The sequence below is a fragment of the Halomonas sp. BLK-85 genome, assembly GCF_044792155.1.
GTDB lineage: Bacteria > Pseudomonadota > Gammaproteobacteria > Pseudomonadales > Halomonadaceae > Vreelandella.
On sequence record NZ_CP087731.1, the window covers coordinates 1,903,759 to 1,923,572 of the forward strand.

Consider the following 19,814-nt stretch of genomic DNA (forward strand, 5'->3'; position numbering starts at 1 on the left):
ACCGATTAACACCTTGCGTCGCCATTAGTTGTATACCAGTAATTTATGTACCACCCGTAAAGCGGTAGCGCCATTGGAACCTAAGGAAGGATACATGAAACAGTTATATCGTGGCTTATTCAGCATTGTATTAACGGCGCTTTTTCTTGGCGGTTGTGCCGGCCAGCCGTCACCCCCTGAAGTCGTTGAGCGCACTCCCCCCAACGCCGAGCAACTGCTCCGTGAAGCGGAACAGCAGCCCCCTGAACAGGCGGCCATTACACGCCTGGAAGCCGCTTTCACCTTTGACCGCCAGGGGCAGCAATCATTGGCGTTTGATACCGCTGGTGACATTGATGAAAGCCTGCTGTCGATGGAAGACCGGATTCGCTGGGCACTCTTCTATTCCGCAATGGCACAATCTGCTGACCAGCCAGAAGAAGTGCTACGTGCGACTGAGCTCCTTGAGGATGAACCGGGCATGTCAGCTGATCAGCTTCAGACACTTCAGGAGCGCAGACGTTGGGCCTTGTCCTCCTCCAGACAGCTCAATGCCGAACAGCTGGGCCTTACAGAGTTGGGTACTATTGGGCACATTGGCGTTTTCCTGCCAAAATCTGGCGCCCTGACCAACATTGCTTCAACCATTGAAGACGTTATCAAAGCACATCATGACCTGCAGAATAATGCCATCCGTCTGAGCTTTTTTGACTCCAGTGACGCTTCACTCGGCGAGCTCTATGAGTTGGCTCGCCAACAGGGGGTTGAGTTTGTCATTGGCCCCTTGAGCAAGGAGAACGTGACAACACTGGAAACGCAACAAAGCGTGCCATTGCCTACCCTGGCACTCAACTATGGCCGCAGCGAACGCAATCAGGCACAAAAGTTGATTCAGTTTGGGCTTTCTGCAGAAGATGAAGCACGCCAGGTTGCACAGCGTGCCTGGACTGACGGCCACCGACAGATAGCTATCATGGTGCCCGACAACGACTGGGGACGCCGCGCTGGAGAAGCGTTCTGGGACACCTGGAGCGAAGCAGGCGGTCGCGTAACGAACGCCGTCAGCTATGCGCCAGACGATGCCGTCACCCGTGCGGTCGAATCGGCGCTGAACGTTCGCGGTGAGCGCGCTCAACTGGAAAATATCGATGCGCTGTTCTTGCTTGCACTGCCTGAATATGCACGCCAGGTCCCACCTACGCTGGATTTTTATTACGCATCCGATTTACCCATTTATGCAACCTCACACCTGCATGAAGGCCTGCTGCAGCCACGCCTCAATCAGGATCTTGACGACGTGTTCTTTGTCGATATTCCCTGGCAGATTCCTGATGCGGCGGTAGGCGGAGAGGAAGTCCTGCCGTCTTATGAGTCCTATCGCCTTTTGCGTGAGGAAGGCGAAATGTCGATGTTCAGATTGATGGCTATGGGGGTTGATGCCTATGAAATTGCAACAGGTATTGAGGACTTTATCGAAAGTGAACGTATATCCGGGGCTACTGGACAGTTGACCCTGACAAGTGATGGCAGGATTTACCGTGAGCTTCCATGGGCAAAATTTCAAAACGGCATTCCAAGCCCTATCATGACCCCGGACTTTCAGACTGATGGCGAATCGTAATGCCCAGACGGCACGCGCACGTGGCGCCCTGGTCGAGCGGTTTGCTGCGAACTGGTTACAACAACAGGGCCTTGTCCTGGTTGGTCGTAACCAGTTTGTTAAAGGCGGTGAGCTGGATCTGATCATGAAGGATGGCGACATACTGGTTTTTGTCGAAGTCAAACATCGCGAAAATTGTCGTCACGGACATCCTCTGGAAACCGTAACGCCAGTAAAGCAGCACCGCCTTGTGCATGCAGCCACTATTTACCTGGCAAGACACGCGCTGTCTTGTCCTTGCCGATTTGATATTCTTGCCGTCACGGGCACCCCACCCGATATTTCTTTTGAATGGGTCAAAGCCGCCTTTGACGCATTTTGATGCTTAAACACAGGAAGGCCAGATGGACTTTCAATCTCGGATAATCAGTCATTTCAATGCCAGTATTGATACTAAAACCTATGCCAGTGAGGTTTTACCTCCTTTTATAGAAGTCGCAAGTCAGATGATGGTGCAAAGCCTGGTCAGTGACGGCAAGATTCTTGCCTGCGGCAATGGAGGCAGCGCTGGAGATAGCCAGCATTTTTCTTCAGAGTTACTAAACCGCTTTGAACGTGAGCGCCCAAGCCTGCCCGCTCTGGCGCTGACGACCGACACGTCCACGCTGACCTCGATTGCCAACGACTACAGCTATAACGAGGTATTTTCCAAACAGATTCGCGCCCTGGGCCAACCAGGCGACATTCTGCTGGCGATTTCTACGAGCGGTAACTCAGCCAACATAGTGCAAGCCATCCAGGCCGCCCACGATCGTGATATGGCAGTCGTGGCGCTGACAGGCAGAGACGGAGGTGATATGGCTTCCTTACTGGGCCAAGACGACTGTGAGATTCGCATACCCGCCACTTCCACAGCCCGCATTCAGGAAGTCCACTTATTGGTTGTCCACTGCCTATGCGATCTGATTGATGAACAGCTGTTTGGCGAAGCCGTTTAATTACTTCAGTTCCTGTGCAAACTCGGCTATTTTGAACACACCATCAATCTTGTATGCCTCACTGTTGGCAACTGTCGTTTGACGTATCATCACGAAACTCTTTTCTAACGACAGCGATGCCTGAATGCCAGCTTGGCCCACATTTCAACTACAGGGAATTCACTATGTTACAGACGCTGTCATCACGCCTACCTCTGGCTCTGATCATTACTGCCGTTTTGCTGTTAACGGGCTGTGCCACACAATCAGCACATGATCCAGATAATTACGGCACACGTTCAAGCGATGTTGAAGCCATTGATAATACAATTGCCAAAGAAGTCGAACGCGCACTCGAGCGTACTGATGGACGTCTTGCCCAGGCCAGAATCAAGGCAAACGTATTTAATGGCGAAGTGCTTCTGGTGGGCCAGGTGCCCAGCGAAGAACTTAAATCAACGGCAACGCAGGTGGCTGAGGATATTCGCGGCGTCAGCAAGGTACACAACGAGCTAGCCATTGCAGCGACCATACCTGCGACTCAACGACTGACTGATAGCTGGATAACCACTAATGTGGTCAGTCAGATGGCGACCAATAACCGCATTGATTCTTCCAAGATTGAGGTGACAACAGAAAACGCGAGTGTTTACCTGATGGGCATCGTCGCTCGCTCAGAAGCAGAGATGATTGTCAATGAAGTATCCACCGTTCGTGGTGTTCAGCGTATTGTTAAGGTATTTGATTATCTGGATTAACCCAATGTAATTAAAATGCTTGAATATGCAGTCTTATTAAAAAAGCCTCAGTTGAATGAGGCTTTTTTGGGCTATGATGATAGGCTACTTGATGACTCGCAACGTCGGCTTTTTGCCGCTTTTCTTGCCATCCTTCTTTTCTGTGTCTCTGGCCTCCCGCCGGCCTTGCTTGTTGCTATCCGCTGGTGGAGAAGACTCAGCAATCGATAACGTCGGATTGTGGTCTTTATCATCATCCTGTTCCTGTCTCTTGTCTTCGACCGAAGACCCTTCAGACTTGCTATCAGGCGCATCAAGCTCTGGCTCATGACCAAATACCATGCCTGCACCATTTTCTCTTGCATAGATAGCAATCAAGGCGGGTAATGGAATCATTACCTGCATAGGATGACCACCAAAACGAGCATTGAAGCTTATGGCATCATTTTCAAGCATAAGATCACGCACAGCCGTTGGCGCGACATTCAGCACGATCTGGCCGTTCTGAACGAACTGACGGGGCACCTCAACGTCAGGCAGGGTAGCATCGACAACCAAATAAGGGGTTAATTCGTTATCTACCAGCCACTCATAAAGGGCTCTTGCCAGATAGGGACGACTAGAGTGCATCTTGCTCCCCTGTTTTAATGCCCGCCCCACCCTGCATGCAACAGGGCGGCACGGTTAATGTGTGTTAAGCGCGCATCTCTTTTTCGAATTCGTTCAATGCCGCCTGGAAGGTTTCACGTTCAAAGACCCGCGTCATGTAATCAATCAGTGGCTGAACCTGCTTTTCGGGCAGCTCAATATTCAATTCGGGCAAGCGCCACAGAATCGGTGCCAGACAACAGTCAACCAGAGTAAATTCATCACTCATGAAAAACGGCATGTCTTCAAAGATGGGTGAAATACCCACCAGGCTTTCACGTAATTCCTTGCGTGCCTTATCCGCTTCTTTTTTGCTACCCGTTCTAATCGTGTCCACCAGCGGACACCATTCTCGCTCTACACGATGCATCCACAAACGACTTTGTGCACGTGCCACAGGGTAAACCGGTAACAAGGGAGGATGGGGAAAGCGTTCATCCAGATACTCCATCATCACCTTGGACTCGTACAACACAAGATCTCGATCCAGCAATGTCGGCACGCTGTTATAAGGATTCAACTCAGCGAGTTCCTGCGGCGGCTGCTCGTCGTTAACATCAACGATGTCTACCGTTACCCCTTTTTCAGCTAGCACAATACGCACACGATGACTGAAATGATCATCATTGCCCGAATAGAAGATCATCGACGACCGTTTGGCCACAACACCCATGAAATCATCCTCACATCAAATCAACTTGACATCATAACACGCAACCAGGCCAAGAGGGTAAAAGCAGAAACAGACTTTGCCTCATAACGCAAAAGGCGCACAGCCGATGCCATGCGCCTTCAGGTTACGTCTTACCTGTATCTGGTGATGATCACTTAGTGAACATCGCGCCAGTACTCACGTTTCAGGAAGTAGGCTACCACACCAAAGATGATGATAAAGATCAGAACTTTGGGAGCTAGTGCCTGAGCCTGCAGCTTGGAAGGCTCACCTGCATAGGCCAGGAAGTTCGTGAGGTCATAAATGGCCTCTTCAAACTCGTCTGGATCCATGGCACCTTCTTGAGTGACCTTCAGAACATCACAGGATTGATACTTACCAGACAGTGGATCGGGCGACTGCCCTTCTACCGGCTGATCTGTCTCAGCGCATACCATTTCCTGAACCCCTTGCAGTGGTTCAAGTACGTTAGGCATCGCCGAGGCTTCAAGCACTGTATTATTCACGCCAAGCGGTTGACCTGGATCCCGGTAGAACCCTAACAGATAGGAATAGATGTAGTCGGTTCCACGTAGACGACTCATCAGCGACAGATCGGGTGGCGCAACACCAAACCAGGATTCACCGTCTTCGCCATGCATGGCAATCTGCATCTGATCATTGAAAGCCAGATCCGGCGAGAAAATCAGATTTTCCTCGACAAGATCCTGTGGAATTCCAATATCCTCGGCAGAGCGCGCAAAGCGCTGATGCTCCATGGAATGGCAGCCCATGCAGTAGTTGACGTATAGCTGCATACCATTCTGCAGCGATTCCTTGTTGGTCAGATCAGGATCCATGGAATGCGGCACGCTGGCACCACCCGCAGCGAATGCCGTTATCGGGAGCAGTGCAAAGAGCAGTGCGAATAGTTGCTTTTTCATTAGCCAGTCACCCTTTCCGGAACGGGTTTAGTCTTCTCCAGCCGGGTATAGATCGGCATCAGCAGGAAGAATGCGAAATACATGGCCGTGCATGCCTGTGCAAGAAGTGTACGTCCTTCAGTTGACGGCAACACGCCCAATATACCCAGAATGACGAAACTGATGCAGAAAAGGGCCAGCATTGTTCTGGATATCCATCCTTTGTAACGCATTGAACGGACCGGGCTGCGATCAAGCCATGGAAGTACAAACAGGATAGCAATCGCCCCGCCCATGAACACTACACCAAGGAACTTGGCATCAAGACCGAACAGCGAGAAGGTAATCGCCCGCAAAATGGCGTAGAACGGCGTGAAATACCAGACAGGGGCAATATGATCAGGCGTGACGAGCGGGTTCGCCGGTTCAAAGTTGGGCTTCTCAATAAAGTACCCGCCGCCTTCCGGGAAGTAGAAGACCACAATGCAGAAGACAAACAGGAAAATCGCAATACCAACCAGATCTTTCACGGTGTAATAAGGATGGAATGCAATGCCATCCAACGGCTTGCCGGTCTCATCTTTCTTCTGCTTGATGTCAACGCCATCCGGGTTGTTGGAGCCGACTTCATGCAAGGCAATGATATGCAGTACAACCAGCGCCAGAATAACTATGGGCAATGCAACCACATGCAGTGCAAAGAAACGGTTCAGGGTAATTCCCGAGATCAGATAGTCACCACGCACCCATTGGGCCAGATCAGGACCAATCCCCGGAATGGCAGAAAACAGAGAAATAATAACCTGTGCGCCCCAGTAGGACATCTGCCCCCACGGCAGCAGGTAACCCATAAAGGCTTCGGCCATCAGCGCCAGGTAAATGGTCATGCCAAAAATCCACACCAATTCGCGCGGCGCCTTATAGGAGCCATACATCAAGGCACGGAACATGTGCATGTAGATAACAACAAAGAAAGCTGAGGCGCCCGTGGTGTGCATGTAGCGAATCAGCCACCCCCACTCCACATCGCGCATGATGTACTCAATGGAGTCAAAAGCACCTTCCGCGGAAGGGTTATAACTCATTGTCAGCCAGACACCGGTCAGTATCTGGTTGATCAACACCAGCAACGCCAGTACCCCAAAAAGGTACAGGAAGTTGAAATTTTTGGGTGCGTAATATTTAGTCAGATGATCTTGCATCATCTGAGTGGCTGGAAAGCGGTCATCGACCCAGCGCATGACACCGCTTTCAGCTTTGGCCTTGTTCGGGTTAGCCATCAGGCAGCCTCCTCATCTTCGCCAACGATAATGAAATCGTCACCCTCGAAGCGGTAGGGTGGAACTTCGAGGTTTGTAGGTGCAGGAACTCCTGAATAGACGCGCCCAGACAAGTCAAAGCGTGAACCATGGCAAGGACAAAAGAATCCTCCCGGCCAATTATCAACGCCGACACCTTCAGCGTCCGGTTCAGGACGGTACAATGGTGAGCACCCAAGATGGGTACAGATACCAATAAGAACGCCAATTTCGGGTTTGACAGAACGCAGAGTACCCGTCGCGTAGGCAGGTTGCTGCGGTACTGCTGAATCAGGATCTGCCAGAAGACCGGTATCCAATGCTTCTGTCCGCTCGATCATTTCATCAGAGCGGTTGATAATCCATACTGGCTTGCCGCGCCACTCTACCGTCATACGCTGACCAACTTCGAGCTTGGACACATCTGCTCGAACCGGCGCACCAGCCGCTCTTGCCTTGGCACTAGGCTGCCAAGAAGCCAAAAAGGGAACCGCAACCCCAACAGCGCCCACCGCACCCACAACGGAGGTGGCACCAACAAGGAAGCGGCGCCGACCTTTGTTTACGCCGTTATCTGCCATTTCTGGTTTCTCCCATCAGCTTACCCGCACCGCCACCAGAGTATACCGTGACGACGAATATCAAATACTGCCTATATTAAAAAAACAAGGCGCATTACACAAGAACAAACGCCATTGACCATGGTGGTAGATGCTATATAACTTTTTGATAGTGCAAAAAAAACGCCCAGGCGCATGACCTGAGCGTTGTGCTGAATAACGCTGGAATTAACGCTTTGAGAACTGAGGGCGACGACGCGCCTTGCGAAGGCCCACTTTCTTACGCTCTACCTGACGCGCATCGCGTGTAACATAACCCGCTTCGCGTAATGCAGGCCTAAAGTCTTCATTGTAAACCATCAGCGCACGGGTAATCCCGTGGCGAATTGCCCCAGCCTGAGAAGAGCCACCACCGCCTTCTACAGTGACATAGACGTCAAACTGATTCAGCGTTTCAGTCAGTTCCAGCGGCTGGCGAACCACCATACGCCCTGTCACGCGACCAAAATATTGATCCAGCTCGCGATTATTGACAGTGATCTTGCCGGAACCCGGCTTCAGGAAAACACGGGCGGTGGAAGTCTTGCGGCGCCCGGTACCGTAATACTGCTGTGTCATGACGAAGATTTCCTTAAATGTTCAGTTCAAGCGGCTGCTGTGCAGTGTGCGGATGCTCGGCGCCAGCATAGACTTTAAGTTTTGAGTACATGGCGCGACCTAGCGGCCCTTTTGGCAGCATGCCCTTGACAGCTGATTCAATGATACGCTCAGGCGCATGATCAATCATCTTGTCAAACGTCATGGAACGCAGACCACCCGGGTAACCGGTATGGCGGTAGTAGGTCTTGGCTTTGGCCTTATTGCCCGTGACATGCACTTTTTCAGCGTTGATGACGACAATATAGTCGCCAGTATCAACGTGAGGAGTAAATTCGGGCTTATGCTTGCCGCGCAGGCGGCGAGCAATCTCGGTTGCCAGACGACCGAGCGTCTTGTCCGTAGCATCGACAACATACCAGTCGCGCTGGACGGACTGCGGCTTAGCACTGAACGTCTTCATGGATGAAATCACCAATTAAAGTTGATTGGGTATCTGTGTCCTTCTATAAGGCCAGATACCATCCCTATTTTTTTTGGTTGCTGAAATGAGCATAGTTGCTGACACATCACAACAACATCAAGCGAGGCGGCATACTACAGGAGTTGCCCATACAAGTTAACCCTCAGCCCGATTTTTTTATCCAGCGTCAGCTCATGCAAGCCTTCAAGGCTTGTGCGCCAGCGCCAGATACTCATGCGACTGCATTTCCTGAAGACGTGACAATGTTCGCTGAAACTCGAAGTTCAGCCTGCCGTCGGTATACAATTCATCAATGGGCACCTGGGCTGACATCAGCAGCTTGACGCCACGGTCATAGAACTCATCTACCATATTAATAAAGCGCCTGGCCTGATCTTCATTGCTGGCGCCCATCTGACTGACATTGGACACCAGCACAGTATGGAATTCACGGGCAAGTTCGATATAGTCATTCTGGCTGCGCGGACCATCACACAGCTCCAGAAATTCGCACCAGAGCACATCATCATGTAATCGCTTTGCCCTGATGGAACGATGGTTCACTTCCAGAGGAACATCCACTTCACCTTCATGGCCGGAAATTTCGCGAAAACTTCTCAGCAGTTGAACTTCCGCTGCTTCATCCAGGGGAGAATGAAATATTTCGGCTCTCTCAAGGGCTCTCAGGCGGTAATCAATTCCTGAATCTACGTTAACCACCTCGCAATGCCGATTCAAAAGCTCAATAGCCGGAATGAAACGTGCCCGCTGCAGACCATCCTTGTAGAGGTCATCGGGCACGATATTTGAGGTAGCCACCAGCACAACACCTTTATCAAACAGGGCTTCAAGCAGGTTGGCCAATATCATGGCATCCGTTATATCCTTGACAAAAAACTCGTCAAAGCAGATGACCCGCGCCTCGGCAGCAAACTTTCCGGCAATCAGCTGCAGCGGGTTCTTTTCACCCTTATAGTGATTCAGCTCATTGTGTACTCGCTGCATGAAACGGTGAAAATGAGTGCGCATTTTGTCAGCAAATGGCAAGGATTCATAAAAGGTATCCACCAGATAGGTCTTGCCTCTTCCCACCCCACCCCAAAAATAGAGCCCCTGGAAAGCAGGCTCTCCAGCCCCGAAAGCGGCATTGGAATGACGCTTACCGAACCAGCCAGTCAAGCGCGCCTTGACCCCCTTGGTGCTCGCAGGTGATGAAGGAGCCGCCTGCGTCGCCACCAGATCATCATATAGACGTTGTAGGTGTTCAACAGCTGCTTGCTGAGCAGCATCAAACTGAAAATCGTCGCGCTGTAGATCAGCACGATAACGTTCTATGGGAGTTGCAAGTGTTGTCACAGTGTCTCCATAGGCGACAGGTCAATGGTTACAGGCCTGGCAAGCCATGGCGGAACCAACGTCAGCCTCTTTTGCTTCCAGCCACTTAGTGGCAAGAGTTTATACGCTGGCGACGGATAACGCACATCATGGATTGACCTCAACGTCTTAGTGGCGCCTATAATAGTCAGGTAACTGATTGATGAGCCGTTTTAGGGCCTGTCGACGCTCCCTCATGCCAGCGATTAAACGTCAACGGGCCCAGATATTGGCGCATAGTATTCCCAGACGTTAGGAGATAAGTGTGCAAGCAAGTTCTGAACTGATATTTGCTCTTTCAGGCGTCATTACAGGCATCATCCTTGGCATTCTCGGCTATCGTCTACTCAGTAGAAATCACCGTGAAAGCAACCTGATGCAACAAAAACTACTAGAAAGCGAACGCCAGGTTGAAGAGCTCAAAGCGCGCATGGGCACTCATCTGCTTGATGCCCATCAGCATATTGATACACTGCGAACAACTGCCGACCAGCTTGAACAACAGCTGGCTCATGAAGCCCGGCACTGGCAACTCAATGATGAAAAACTCCAACGTCTGAACCTGAGCGATGTTGTCAATCGAGACGCGCCAGCATCCAACGTGCTCAACGCGTCTGAAAGCACCCTGAAAAGCGGTGTACCCCGCGATTATGCTGACGGTAAGAATGGCACCCTTTCGGAAGATTTTGGCCTGAAAGAGCGCGAACAGGCACCTCAACCGCCTCGCTATTAGGGCCTGTTGAGTGTCTTTACCGTGCTCACATCATGCGGGGTTGTCAATATCGACAAAACGGTGATCTATCGAAAACCGGTTCGCCAACCAATCACCCAGGGCTTCTACCCCATAGCGCTCGGTAGCATGGTGACCGGCAGCAAGATAATGAATGCCCATTTCCCGGGCCAAGTGCGTTGTGCGTTCGGATATCTCACCTGACACAAACGCCTGAGCCCCCCCTTCAAAAGCCTGGATGATCATGTCCTGCGCGCCACCTGTGCACCAGGCAATACGTTCGATGCGTTCAACACCCAAGGCTGACTCAATCGTTAGCGGTGAACGGTTTAGAACCTTTGCCGCCTGGGCTTCAAGTGACGCCAGGCTGCAGGGTTCCGCTGTACGCCCAAGCCACAGCAGGCCAACGCCCTGCTCGCCATCCAGACACCGCTCGAACTGCCAGCCAAACCGCCTGGCAAGCTGGGCATTGTTGCCCAGGACGGGATGTGCATCGAGGGGCAGATGATAGGCCAGCAGATTGATATCGTTCGCCAGCAAGGTACGGATGCGTCGCTGTTTCATACCGGTCAAGGCGACAGGTTCGTTTTTCCAGAAGTAACCGTGATGCACCAGAATCGCATCGGCCTGCCATTCAACGGCTTCGTCTAACAATGCCTGGCAGGCCGTCACTCCGCTGAGTACTCGCTGTATTTCACCGCGACCCTCTACCTGCAGGCCATTAAGCGTGTAATCCTTGAAGCAGGGTGCCTTCAATTCCTGATCACAGATGTCGACCAGGCGAGCACGTTCAATCATTGCGCCAGTTCTCCTCATGCAGTATGGGTGGGTAAGCATTTTGATCAGCAGGCCAGGGCCTATTGGTATTAAAAGGGACCTGGGCTCTTTTTCTGCTATGCACAAATCTATCATGATGTAATGTTATGATAATGGCATTAAAGCGCAGTAGCTTAAAAAGCCAATGAAACAAGGCTTGAATTAACACTATTTTCATCCAGGCATACATGCAAGGAAGAACTCATGCACCGCTATGTAACGCTGTATTTAGGCCCTATCATCATTGGCATATTACTGGCGGTGTTGCTGTTGGCGCTGTTTCCCGAGCAGATTCCTAACCCATTTACCGCGCAAGAGAGCACGACCACAACACCGCCGCCTGAAGACAGAGCCTTCGTATCAACTGTCGGTTCCGAGCGACGGGTTCCAAAGCGCCCCCTACCAGAGGTCACCCGTGCTGAACCACTTAGCCGCGAAAAAGGCCCTGTCAGCTATTCCCATGCAGTCAGCACGGCGGCACCAGCGGTGGTCAATATCTATTCTTCACGGGTAGTCAACCGCGACGATCACCCACTACGCTCCGACCCTTTTTTCGAACAGTTCTTTAATGGCGACGATGCCACCAGTCAACAGCGCATGCTATCCAGCCTGGGGTCTGGCGTTATTGTCAGCCCGGACGGCTATGTATTGACGAACCACCATGTCACCAACGGGGCTGACAAAATCCAGGTAGCGTTACGTGATGGACGCGAATCCATTGCCGAAGTGATCGGCACCGATCCCGAAAGCGACCTGGCGGTACTGCGGATTCCGCTGGATAACCTGCCAGTGATCAAGCTAAGCAACTCCGAAAACACGGCCATCGGGGATGTTGCCCTGGCTATCGGCAACCCCTTTGGCGTTGGCCAGACAGTGACCATGGGCATCATCAGTGCGACTGGCCGTAGCCACCTTGGCATTAATGCCTATGAAGACTTCATACAGACAGATGCTGCAATAAACCCAGGCAACTCGGGCGGCGCCCTGATCAACCCCAACGGCGCACTGGTCGGTATCAACACGGCCATTTTTTCACGCTCGGGCGGATCACAGGGGATCGGCTTTGCCATTCCTGCCAACCTGGCGCATAGCGTGCTGAATGAGTTGGTGACTCAGGGGCGTGTGATTCGGGGCTGGCTGGGTATTGAAGCGCAGACCCTGTCCCGAGAACTGGCCGCCTCCTTCGGGTTACGCAATCCTCAAGGTATGATCATTGCCGGTGCCATCAAGGGTGGCCCTGCTGATCAGGCAGGATTGCAACCCGGTGATGTATTGCTGGCGGTGGATGGCCAACCAGTACTTGATGCACGTGCCACCATGAGTAATATTGCCGCCATCAAGCCGGGCACTCGCCTGCCGGTCACCATTGTCAGAAATGGGGAACGCCAGGATCTGACCCTGGAGGTAGCTGAACGCCCCATTCCCAGCGTGCCGGTCGAAGAGCGAAGCGAACAGAATGCGGATGAATAAGAATTTGTCACCTTACTCCCGAAATACACAGGCCACCGCAAGGTGGCCTGTGTTGTCTTGGCAGAACATTTGGACTGACGGCTTGTTAGCGCTTCAGACGATACTCCGCAGAGCGGGCATGGGCCGTGAGTGACTCCCCCCTCGCCAGCACTGACGCCACTTCACCCAGTGCGCTGGCTCCATCTGCCGAGCAATGAATAATCGACGAGCGTTTCTGAAAATCATAGACGCCAAGCGGCGATGAAAAACGAGCCGTGCCTGACGTCGGCAGCACATGGTTCGGGCCCGCGCAATAATCACCCAAGGCTTCTGCGGTGTAACGCCCCATGAAAATCGCACCGGCATGGCGAATGCCAGATAACCAGGCATCAGGGTCGCTTACCGAAAGTTCAAGATGTTCCGGAGCGATTCGGTTGATCAATGCCAGCGCTTCCTCCTGATCGTCACATAAAATCAGCGCTCCCCTTTTGCTCATTGAAGCACGCACAATCTCATGGCGCTCAAGCGTTGGCATCAGGCGATCAATAGCCTCTTGAACGGCACTGAGGTGCTCCTCATCCCAGCTGACGAGAATCGCCTGCGCGTCTTCATCATGTTCAGCCTGGGAAAAAAGGTCCATGGCGATCCAGTCCGGGGAGGTCTGGCCGTCACAGATCACCAGAATCTCTGACGGTCCGGCGATCATGTCGATCCCGACCTGGCCAAATACCGCACGTTTAGCGGTTGCCACATAGATATTGCCGGGACCCACAATCTTATCAACCCGTGGAACACTTTCGGTTCCATACGCGAGTGCCGCAACAGCCTGTGCCCCGCCAATGGTGAAAACGTAATCCACTCCTGCCAGGTATGCAGCTGCCAACACCATATCATTAAGGATACCGTCAGGAGTGGGGACCACCATCACGATTTCCCTGACCCCGGCCACATGCGCTGGAATCGCATTCATCAACACTGATGACGGATATGACGCCTTGCCCCCCGGTACGTAGATACCCGCCCGATCAAGTGGCGCCACCTGCTGGCCCAACACGGTTCCGTCCTCTTCGGTGTACTGCCAGGATGACGGCTTCTGGTGCTCGTGATAACGGCGAATGCGCTCAGCAGCCAAGGCAAGCGCCTCGCGTTGGTCAGCTGGTAATGCGTGGTAGGCGGTCTCCAACTGCTCCTGAGACAGGCACAACTCCTGCATGGAGGATGCCGACAGACGGTCAAAGCGGTTGGTCGCTTCAACAACGGCGGCATCGCCGCGCTGCTTGACCTGGTGAAGGATATCTTCCACGCGCTGCTGAACGGCGCGATCCGAAACGCCTTCCCAATCCAACAATGCATCAAGGCGCTGATCAAAATCGGCATCGCGGGTCGAAAAACGCGCCACCGATGACATCTTCATGGTTTCGCTCATGGCTACCTCGCTCATGGATAACGGATTCGCTCTCGTTGATCAGTTGCTCACAGCCGCACTTTGACGACTTTCAACCGCCGTACGCAGGCGCTCGATAAGCGGCTTGATCTGGCGGTGCTTCATGGTCATGGCGGCCTTGTTGACAACCAGACGGGTACTGATGGACGCGATCAGCTCACGTGGTTCCATACCGTTGGCTCGCAGGGTGTTGCCGGTGTCGACAATATCGACAATTTCATCGGCCAGGTTCATCAGAGGGGCCAGTTCCATCGCCCCGTACAGCTTGATCACTTCGGCCTGGATGCCTTGCTCTGCGTAGTAACGCCGCGCAACGTCGACAAACTTGGTAGCCACACGACGGCGTGCATGCCCTGGCAATTCTCCCTTGATACCCGCGGTCATCAATTTGCATCGAGCAATGTCCAGATCCAGTGGCTCATAGAGCCCCTGCTCACCATGTTCAAGCAGGACATCCTTGCCGGCGACCCCTAGGTCGGCAGCACCCAACTGAACATAGGTGGGCACATCCGTCGCCCGGATAACCACCAGCTTTATCTCCGGCAGATTGGTATCAAATAAAAGCTTGCGGCTTTTCCCCAGATCTTCAACAGGGGTAATGCCAGCGTCGGCCAGTAAAGGTAAGGTTTCCTGCAAAATTCGCCCTTTGGAGAGCGCCAGAATCAATTGCTTACTCATCTTGGTTGCCAATGGTTAGTGCATGACTCAGCCCGGAATACGACGAATGCGCGCCCCTAACTGCTGAAGTTTTTCCTCGATGCATTCGTAACCACGATCAATGTGGTAAATGCGATCCACCAGGGTGTCACCCTCGGCCATCATGGCGGCAATCACCAGAGATGCCGAAGCACGCAGATCAGTGGCCATCACAGGCGCTCCGGATAGCTTTTCAACCCCCTTGATCAGTGCTGTATTGCCTTCAAGGACGATATCGGCACCCATGCGATTGAGTTCCTGAACGTGCATGAATCGATTTTCAAAAATCGTCTCAACCACTCTTGATGTACCATCGGCAATGGCATTCATGGCCACAAACTGCGCCTGCATATCGGTTGGAAAAGCCGGATAAGGCGCTGTCCGCAGGTTGACAGGTTGAGGACGCTGGCCGTGCATATCCAGCGCAATCCAGTCATCACCGGTGGTAATTGATGCGCCAGCTTCTTCAAGCTTGGCGAGAACAGCCTCAAGAATATCGGCTCGCGTCCGGGTGATCTTGACCCGCCCACGCGTCATGGCGGCAGCTACAAGAAAGGTGCCCGTTTCGATCCGGTCTGGCATTACGTCATGTTCACAGCCGTGCAGACGCTCTACGCCGTCAATCACGATCGTATCCGTGCCGTGCCCGCGAATCTGTGCTCCCATCTTGATCAGGCATTCGGCCAGATCCACTACCTCGGGTTCCCGCGCGGCATTTTCAAGTACCGTCGTGCCATCCGCCAGAGTCGCCGCCATCAACAGGTTCTCTGTACCGGTGACAGTCACCGTATCAAAGAAAATCGTCGCTCCCTTCAGGCGTTTATCAACCCGGGCACGTATATAGCCATTTTCCACCCGGATCTCGGCACCCATGGCTTCAAGGCCGCGTATATGCAGATCAACCGGGCGTGACCCAATGGCACAGCCACCCGGGAGAGAGACATCGGCGTGGCCAAAATGCGCTAACAGAGGGCCAAGCACCAGAATGGACGCGCGCATCTTCTTGACCAGCTCATAGGGCGCATGACAATCGGTGACCTGAGAGCCATCAAGCTGGATGGTCATTCTGTCGCCCATGACGGGCTCAACGCCCATTCTGCCCAGCAGCTCCAGGGTGGTCGTAATATCCTGAAGATGAGGCAGATTACCTATGACCACAGGCCCATCAGCCAGCAGGCTGGCACACAAAATCGGCAAGGCCGCATTCTTTGCACCGCTGGCCCACACTTCGCCGTCTACAACTCCGTTGCCTGTAATCAGTAATTTATCCATAAAATCTGCCGTTATTGAGCGCTTTCAGGCGCGCTTTCCCACTGCGTCGGAGTAAAGGTCTTGATACTGATGGCATGCAGCGCGCCCGAGGCTATTTCATTGCTCAAAGCACCATAAACCAGCTGCTGACGCTTGACCGGGGTCAGACCATCAAAAACATCACCGACAGCGGTAACCTGAAAATTGCAGCCTTCCCCCTGAATGTAAAACTCACACCCTTCCAGGCGGGATTCCAGTAATGCCTTAACTTCATTGGGTTGCATTAGCAAACTCCTGTTGGAAATAGCCTAAAAAACAGGGCTCATGATAAAGAAAAGCAACCGCTTTGGCGATTGCTCCATTGCATTGCGCGTTTCCAGGTCCTTTAAATGGCAGGTTCACGCTCAGCCAGGCCTAGGGGAAGGGGCCGAAAATGCCAGTAAGGTTTCCAACTCTGCCAGATTGGCCAGACGACGCAGCGGTGCCGAGAGTTCAACCGCCACAACATCAAGAGAGTACTGGCGACTGATGCGCAACCACTCAAGCAGCACACTGAGCGCGGCACTGCTTGCCTTGTCAACACCTTCAAAACTGATTCGCAACTCACGGATGGACGTGCTGACCAGCCACTGACTGCCTGCAGCCGCGAGTGCGGCGGCCGTTGTAGCATCCACACCGCCGCTTACCCACAGGGTATTGCCACGCTGTTCAAGCGCCACTCCCTGATGAGAGAAAAGCTCAGTCACGCGTCGTCTCCGCCTTCTTCCAGCTCATCCACACCCACTGCAGGCGACCAGTTATCGATAACCGCGTCATAATCACGGTTATTATCACGCATGGCCTGGTCGAACTGGTTACGGAAGGTCAACCCAAGGTTAATGCCGTTAACAATCACATTAACGACTCGCCACTCACCATCAGAGAGACGAAGGCTATAACTTACGGGATAGACATTGCCATCATTCGCCACGATTTCCATGTCCACGCTGGCCTGGTCATCATAACGCTGGGCACGCTGGGTGTCCGTCACGCGTATTTCGTCATAGTCAAATGTCACAAGGCCACGGGTATAGGTATCGATCAGTGTCTGTCGAAAAACCGCTACAAAATCCCTGCGCTGTTCGGGAGACGCGTTGCGAAAGTAGCTGCCCATGACGCTGGCCCCGATGTAGCGAAAATCAGCCACATTCTCAAGATTCTCATCAACAAGTTCTTTTAATTCATCAACGTTATCGGCGTAGTAGTCCTTACGCGATTCCAGCTCACCCATAAAGGTGTCTATATTGTTACGCACAACCTCTTCCGGCCCCATGGATTGCGCCTGGGTTGGTGGCGCAAACATCAGCAGGAGCGCAAACAATGTTGCCAGCCATGCAGTCGGCTTTTGAAATCCTTTGTCACTTCCTATCATCATGCTTTTCCTTTTTGATTACTGTTTCACGCAGCGTCATTCACTAAAAATAAGACACGCCGCCACATCAACCGTTCGCCATACTCGATACAAACTGCTGAATCAATTCTTCCAGCACCACGGCTGATTGGGTATCACGTATGGTCTCGCCATCAGCCAGCGTCTCCGGGTCGCCACCAATGCTCAGACCAATATACTGTTCACCCAGCAGGCCAGCCGTCAGAATCGCAGCGGTTGAATCGCGGCTGATCTGTCCTTCCAGATCACTGTCAAGCTTCATGACAACCCGGGCATCATACCATTCGGTGTCCAGCTCAATGGATTCCACCCGCCCCACGGTAACCCCGGCCATGGTGACCCGGGCGCGCGGTTTAAGGCTGCCGATATTGGCAAAGTTAGCTTCGAGGTGAAATGTCTGCGTTGAAGAAGCAAGCGAAAGGCCACTGACCCTCAAGCCGAGAAATATCAGCCCGACAATACCGGCCAGCATGAAAAGCCCAACGCCCAACTCCATGGTTTTACTACGCTTCATGTATCTGCTCCAACGTTAAAGGCCGCCAAACATTACGGCGGTCAAGACAAAATCCAACCCGAGTACCGCTAGCGAAGAATATACAACGGTGCGCGTTGTCGCGCGTGAAATCCCTTCCGATGTTGGCACCAGATCATATCCCTGAAAAACGGCTATCCAGGTCACCACCACGGCAAACACCAGACTCTTGACCATACCGTTGCCCACATCATTCAAGAAGGTAACGCTGGCCTGCATATTGCTCCAGTAGGAGCCTTCGAATACGCCTAGCCATTGCACCCCTACCAGATATCCCCCCCAGACACCTACCACACTGAAGCCCACCGTAAGAATCGGCAGCGACACAAACCCTGCCCAAAGGCGAGGGGCGACTACACGGCGTAGCGGATCCACTCCGATCATCTCCATGCTTGACAACTGTTCAGTGGCTTTCATCAGGCCAATTTCAGCCGTCAATGCTGAACCTGCACGACCAGCAAACAAGAGTGCGGCCACCACAGGCGCCAGTTCACGTAGCAATGATAAAGCGACCATCTGGCCTAAGGCTTCCTCCGCGCCAAACTCAACCAGAATAGTGTAGCCCTGAAGTGAAATCACCATGCCTATAAACAGGCCGGAAACCAGCACGATGGCTAGCGACAAAACGCCAACAAAATGCATCTGCTGCATCCATAGTCGCCAGCCTTCACGAGACGGAACGCTTATCGCCGACTGACCAAGAAAAAGACCGGCACGCCCCAGGGCTTCCAACAGATCAGACCCCTTGCGTCCCAGCCTGGTCACCCGTGCAAGGATGTCGGAAAAGTTTGCATCCATCTAACCAATCCTTGTGGTTGCATCGTGATTAAGAATGTCGTCGTAAAACGGCTGCGCGGGATAATGAAAGGGCACGGGGCCATCCGGCTGGCCATGCATAAACTGCTCGACGCGGGGGTCCTGATGCGTATCCAGCATCTGTGGCGTACCGTGAGCAACAACTTCGCCGTCTGCGATCAGGTACAGGTAATCGGCAATACTCAAGGTTTCCTTGATATCGTGAGACACCACCACCGAGGTTAGTTCAAGCGCCTGATTGAGGCGCTTGATCAGCTGCACAAGGACCCCCATCGAAATGGGGTCCTGACCCACAAAAGGCTCGTCATACAGAATCAATTCAGGGTCCAGAGATACAGCACGGGCAAGCGCCACGCGACGGGCCATTCCACCCGAAAGCTCGGATGGCATCAGCTCTCGAGCCCCTCTAAGCCCTACCGCCTGCAGTTTCAAAAGCACGATATCGCGCACCATCGCATCCGGCAGATTGGTATGTACCCGAAGAGGAAAGGCCACATTTTCGAACACATCCAGATCGGAAAATAAAGCGCCGCTCTGGAACAACATTCCCATGCGTTGGCGCAATTTGAACAACGCCTTCCTGGAAAGCCTGTTGACATCCTGCCCATCGATCAGGATGCGTCCACTGTCTGGCGTCAACTGCCCGCCAATCAACTTGAGCAATGTTGTTTTGCCCGTGCCGCTCGGCCCCATGATAGCGGTTACCCTTCCACGAGGAATGGACATGTTAACGCCACGAAAGATCTCATGATCTCCCCGCGTAAAATGCAGATCCTGTATTTCAATAAAAGCAGTATCAGTCATATAAAACCCGGCACTCACCTTGTGCGCAGAAAGCATCAG

24 protein-coding genes are annotated in these 19,814 nt (G+C 52.8%); 6 read left to right on the top strand and 18 right to left on the bottom strand.

Annotated elements, in window-relative coordinates; translation table 11 throughout:
- Positions 1 to 94: 94 nt before the first annotated feature.
- The 4 genes from LL947_RS08560 to LL947_RS08575 all read left to right on the top strand — a co-directional run bounded on the left by LL947_RS08560 (position 95) and on the right by LL947_RS08575 (position 3,314).
- Positions 95 to 1,600 (top strand): penicillin-binding protein activator, encoded by a 1,506-nt coding sequence (locus LL947_RS08560; protein WP_499832941.1) that lies wholly within the window; start codon positions 95 to 97, stop codon positions 1,598 to 1,600.
- Positions 1,587 to 1,961, top strand: a complete 375-nt coding sequence (locus LL947_RS08565) for a YraN family protein (protein ID WP_404413448.1) — start codon at positions 1,587 to 1,589, stop codon at positions 1,959 to 1,961. The genes LL947_RS08560 and LL947_RS08565 overlap by 14 nt, the downstream gene beginning before the upstream one ends.
- A 22-nt stretch (positions 1,962 to 1,983) precedes the next feature.
- Positions 1,984 to 2,577, top strand: a complete 594-nt coding sequence (locus LL947_RS08570; protein ID WP_290820473.1) for a phosphoheptose isomerase — start codon at positions 1,984 to 1,986, stop codon at positions 2,575 to 2,577.
- 164 nt (positions 2,578 to 2,741) lie between these two features.
- Positions 2,742 to 3,314: a BON domain-containing protein gene (locus LL947_RS08575; protein WP_499832942.1), complete on the top strand. Its 573-nt coding sequence runs from the start codon at positions 2,742 to 2,744 to the stop codon at positions 3,312 to 3,314.
- Between the two features lie 84 nt (positions 3,315 to 3,398).
- Here the strand turns inward: LL947_RS08575 and LL947_RS08580 are convergent, their stop codons facing one another.
- From LL947_RS08580 to zapE, 8 genes are all read right to left on the bottom strand, one after another.
- Complete coding sequence (locus tag LL947_RS08580; RefSeq protein WP_404413450.1) at positions 3,399 to 3,923, bottom strand: ClpXP protease specificity-enhancing factor; 525 nt, start codon at positions 3,921 to 3,923, stop codon at positions 3,399 to 3,401.
- Between the two features lie 64 nt (positions 3,924 to 3,987).
- Positions 3,988 to 4,614, bottom strand: coding sequence for a stringent starvation protein SspA (sspA, locus tag LL947_RS08585; protein WP_171701374.1), 627 nt, complete (start codon positions 4,612 to 4,614; stop codon positions 3,988 to 3,990).
- A gap of 155 nt (positions 4,615 to 4,769) precedes the next feature.
- Positions 4,770 to 5,537: a cytochrome c1 gene (locus LL947_RS08590; RefSeq protein WP_404413451.1), complete on the bottom strand. Its 768-nt coding sequence runs from the start codon at positions 5,535 to 5,537 to the stop codon at positions 4,770 to 4,772.
- The gene (locus LL947_RS08595) at positions 5,537 to 6,796 is read right to left on the bottom strand and encodes a cytochrome b (RefSeq protein WP_404413452.1); all 1,260 of its coding nucleotides are present in this window, start codon (positions 6,794 to 6,796) and stop codon (positions 5,537 to 5,539) included. The genes LL947_RS08590 and LL947_RS08595 overlap by 1 nt, the downstream gene beginning before the upstream one ends.
- The gene (gene petA, locus LL947_RS08600; protein ID WP_499832943.1) at positions 6,796 to 7,395 is read right to left on the bottom strand and encodes a ubiquinol-cytochrome c reductase iron-sulfur subunit; all 600 of its coding nucleotides are present in this window, start codon (positions 7,393 to 7,395) and stop codon (positions 6,796 to 6,798) included. Before petA ends, LL947_RS08595 begins: the two co-directional genes overlap by 1 nt.
- A 207-nt stretch (positions 7,396 to 7,602) precedes the next feature.
- Positions 7,603 to 7,992, bottom strand: coding sequence for a 30S ribosomal protein S9 (rpsI, locus tag LL947_RS08605; RefSeq protein WP_290820462.1), 390 nt, complete (start codon positions 7,990 to 7,992; stop codon positions 7,603 to 7,605).
- Between the two features lie 13 nt (positions 7,993 to 8,005).
- On the bottom strand, positions 8,006 to 8,434 hold the full coding sequence (rplM, locus tag LL947_RS08610) for a 50S ribosomal protein L13 (protein ID WP_290820461.1): 429 nt from the start codon (positions 8,432 to 8,434) through the stop codon (positions 8,006 to 8,008).
- A gap of 204 nt (positions 8,435 to 8,638) precedes the next feature.
- Positions 8,639 to 9,790, bottom strand: a complete 1,152-nt coding sequence (zapE, locus tag LL947_RS08615) for a cell division protein ZapE (protein ID WP_404413454.1) — start codon at positions 9,788 to 9,790, stop codon at positions 8,639 to 8,641.
- 283 nt (positions 9,791 to 10,073) lie between these two features.
- Here zapE and LL947_RS08620 point away from each other — a divergent pair, with 283 nt between their 5' ends.
- Positions 10,074 to 10,541: a ZapG family protein gene (locus LL947_RS08620; protein ID WP_499832944.1), complete on the top strand. Its 468-nt coding sequence runs from the start codon at positions 10,074 to 10,076 to the stop codon at positions 10,539 to 10,541.
- Between the two features lie 30 nt (positions 10,542 to 10,571).
- On the opposite strand, the gene LL947_RS08625 is transcribed toward LL947_RS08620, so the two are convergent.
- Positions 10,572 to 11,336, bottom strand: a complete 765-nt coding sequence (locus LL947_RS08625) for a Nif3-like dinuclear metal center hexameric protein (RefSeq protein ID WP_499832945.1) — start codon at positions 11,334 to 11,336, stop codon at positions 10,572 to 10,574.
- A 222-nt stretch (positions 11,337 to 11,558) separates the two neighbouring features.
- On the opposite strand from LL947_RS08625, the gene LL947_RS08630 reads away from it, so the two are divergent.
- Positions 11,559 to 12,824 (top strand): trypsin-like peptidase domain-containing protein, encoded by a 1,266-nt coding sequence (locus tag LL947_RS08630; protein ID WP_404413457.1) that lies wholly within the window; start codon positions 11,559 to 11,561, stop codon positions 12,822 to 12,824.
- Between the two features lie 85 nt (positions 12,825 to 12,909).
- On the opposite strand, the gene hisD is transcribed toward LL947_RS08630, so the two are convergent.
- The 9 genes from hisD to LL947_RS08675 all read right to left on the bottom strand — a co-directional run bounded on the left by hisD (position 12,910) and on the right by LL947_RS08675 (position 19,775).
- Positions 12,910 to 14,229: a histidinol dehydrogenase gene (hisD, locus tag LL947_RS08635; RefSeq protein WP_290820451.1), complete on the bottom strand. Its 1,320-nt coding sequence runs from the start codon at positions 14,227 to 14,229 to the stop codon at positions 12,910 to 12,912.
- 39 nt (positions 14,230 to 14,268) lie between these two features.
- Positions 14,269 to 14,925: an ATP phosphoribosyltransferase gene (gene hisG / locus LL947_RS08640; RefSeq protein ID WP_290820449.1), complete on the bottom strand. Its 657-nt coding sequence runs from the start codon at positions 14,923 to 14,925 to the stop codon at positions 14,269 to 14,271.
- A 27-nt stretch (positions 14,926 to 14,952) separates the two neighbouring features.
- The gene (murA, locus tag LL947_RS08645) at positions 14,953 to 16,215 is read right to left on the bottom strand and encodes a UDP-N-acetylglucosamine 1-carboxyvinyltransferase (protein ID WP_290820447.1); all 1,263 of its coding nucleotides are present in this window, start codon (positions 16,213 to 16,215) and stop codon (positions 14,953 to 14,955) included.
- An 11-nt stretch (positions 16,216 to 16,226) separates the two neighbouring features.
- Positions 16,227 to 16,478: a BolA family protein gene (locus tag LL947_RS08650; RefSeq protein ID WP_290820445.1), complete on the bottom strand. Its 252-nt coding sequence runs from the start codon at positions 16,476 to 16,478 to the stop codon at positions 16,227 to 16,229.
- 120 nt (positions 16,479 to 16,598) lie between these two features.
- Entirely contained in the window at positions 16,599 to 16,940 is a 342-nt protein-coding gene (locus LL947_RS08655) for an STAS domain-containing protein (RefSeq protein WP_499832946.1), read from the bottom strand.
- Positions 16,937 to 17,536 (bottom strand): MlaC/ttg2D family ABC transporter substrate-binding protein, encoded by a 600-nt coding sequence (locus LL947_RS08660; protein WP_290820569.1) that lies wholly within the window; start codon positions 17,534 to 17,536, stop codon positions 16,937 to 16,939. Before LL947_RS08660 ends, LL947_RS08655 begins: the two co-directional genes overlap by 4 nt.
- 136 nt (positions 17,537 to 17,672) lie before the next feature.
- Positions 17,673 to 18,137, bottom strand: coding sequence for an outer membrane lipid asymmetry maintenance protein MlaD (mlaD, locus tag LL947_RS08665; protein WP_290820441.1), 465 nt, complete (start codon positions 18,135 to 18,137; stop codon positions 17,673 to 17,675).
- A 15-nt stretch (positions 18,138 to 18,152) separates the two neighbouring features.
- The gene (gene mlaE / locus LL947_RS08670) at positions 18,153 to 18,953 is read right to left on the bottom strand and encodes a lipid asymmetry maintenance ABC transporter permease subunit MlaE (RefSeq protein ID WP_290820439.1); all 801 of its coding nucleotides are present in this window, start codon (positions 18,951 to 18,953) and stop codon (positions 18,153 to 18,155) included.
- Entirely contained in the window at positions 18,954 to 19,775 is an 822-nt protein-coding gene (locus tag LL947_RS08675) for an ABC transporter ATP-binding protein (RefSeq protein ID WP_290820437.1), read from the bottom strand.
- Positions 19,776 to 19,814 lie beyond the last annotated feature (39 nt).

Coding starts and splice junctions, on each gene's coding strand:
- LL947_RS08660 (WP_290820569.1), bottom strand. CDS start 17,536: ATGTTTGCGCCACCAACCCAGGCGCAATCCATGGGGCCGGAAGAGGTT.
- mlaE (WP_290820439.1), bottom strand. CDS start 18,953: ATGGATGCAAACTTTTCCGACATCCTTGCACGGGTGACCAGGCTGGGA.
- LL947_RS08580 (WP_404413450.1), bottom strand. CDS start 3,923: ATGCACTCTAGTCGTCCCTATCTGGCAAGAGCCCTTTATGAGTGGCTG.
- rplM (WP_290820461.1), bottom strand. CDS start 8,434: ATGAAGACGTTCAGTGCTAAGCCGCAGTCCGTCCAGCGCGACTGGTAT.
- LL947_RS08675 (WP_290820437.1), bottom strand. CDS start 19,775: ATGACTGATACTGCTTTTATTGAAATACAGGATCTGCATTTTACGCGG.
- petA (WP_499832943.1), bottom strand. CDS start 7,395: ATGGCAGATAACGGCGTAAACAAAGGTCGGCGCCGCTTCCTTGTTGGT.
- sspA (WP_171701374.1), bottom strand. CDS start 4,614: ATGGGTGTTGTGGCCAAACGGTCGTCGATGATCTTCTATTCGGGCAAT.
- murA (WP_290820447.1), bottom strand. CDS start 16,215: ATGGATAAATTACTGATTACAGGCAACGGAGTTGTAGACGGCGAAGTG.
- LL947_RS08565 (WP_404413448.1), top strand. CDS start 1,587: ATGGCGAATCGTAATGCCCAGACGGCACGCGCACGTGGCGCCCTGGTC.
- LL947_RS08650 (WP_290820445.1), bottom strand. CDS start 16,478: ATGCAACCCAATGAAGTTAAGGCATTACTGGAATCCCGCCTGGAAGGG.
- LL947_RS08590 (WP_404413451.1), bottom strand. CDS start 5,537: ATGAAAAAGCAACTATTCGCACTGCTCTTTGCACTGCTCCCGATAACG.
- LL947_RS08625 (WP_499832945.1), bottom strand. CDS start 11,336: ATGATTGAACGTGCTCGCCTGGTCGACATCTGTGATCAGGAATTGAAG.
- LL947_RS08630 (WP_404413457.1), top strand. CDS start 11,559: ATGCACCGCTATGTAACGCTGTATTTAGGCCCTATCATCATTGGCATA.
- hisG (WP_290820449.1), bottom strand. CDS start 14,925: ATGAGTAAGCAATTGATTCTGGCGCTCTCCAAAGGGCGAATTTTGCAG.
- LL947_RS08570 (WP_290820473.1), top strand. CDS start 1,984: ATGGACTTTCAATCTCGGATAATCAGTCATTTCAATGCCAGTATTGAT.
- LL947_RS08595 (WP_404413452.1), bottom strand. CDS start 6,796: ATGGCTAACCCGAACAAGGCCAAAGCTGAAAGCGGTGTCATGCGCTGG.
- LL947_RS08560 (WP_499832941.1), top strand. CDS start 95: ATGAAACAGTTATATCGTGGCTTATTCAGCATTGTATTAACGGCGCTT.
- rpsI (WP_290820462.1), bottom strand. CDS start 7,992: ATGACACAGCAGTATTACGGTACCGGGCGCCGCAAGACTTCCACCGCC.
- mlaD (WP_290820441.1), bottom strand. CDS start 18,137: ATGAAGCGTAGTAAAACCATGGAGTTGGGCGTTGGGCTTTTCATGCTG.
- hisD (WP_290820451.1), bottom strand. CDS start 14,229: ATGAGCGAAACCATGAAGATGTCATCGGTGGCGCGTTTTTCGACCCGC.
- LL947_RS08575 (WP_499832942.1), top strand. CDS start 2,742: ATGTTACAGACGCTGTCATCACGCCTACCTCTGGCTCTGATCATTACT.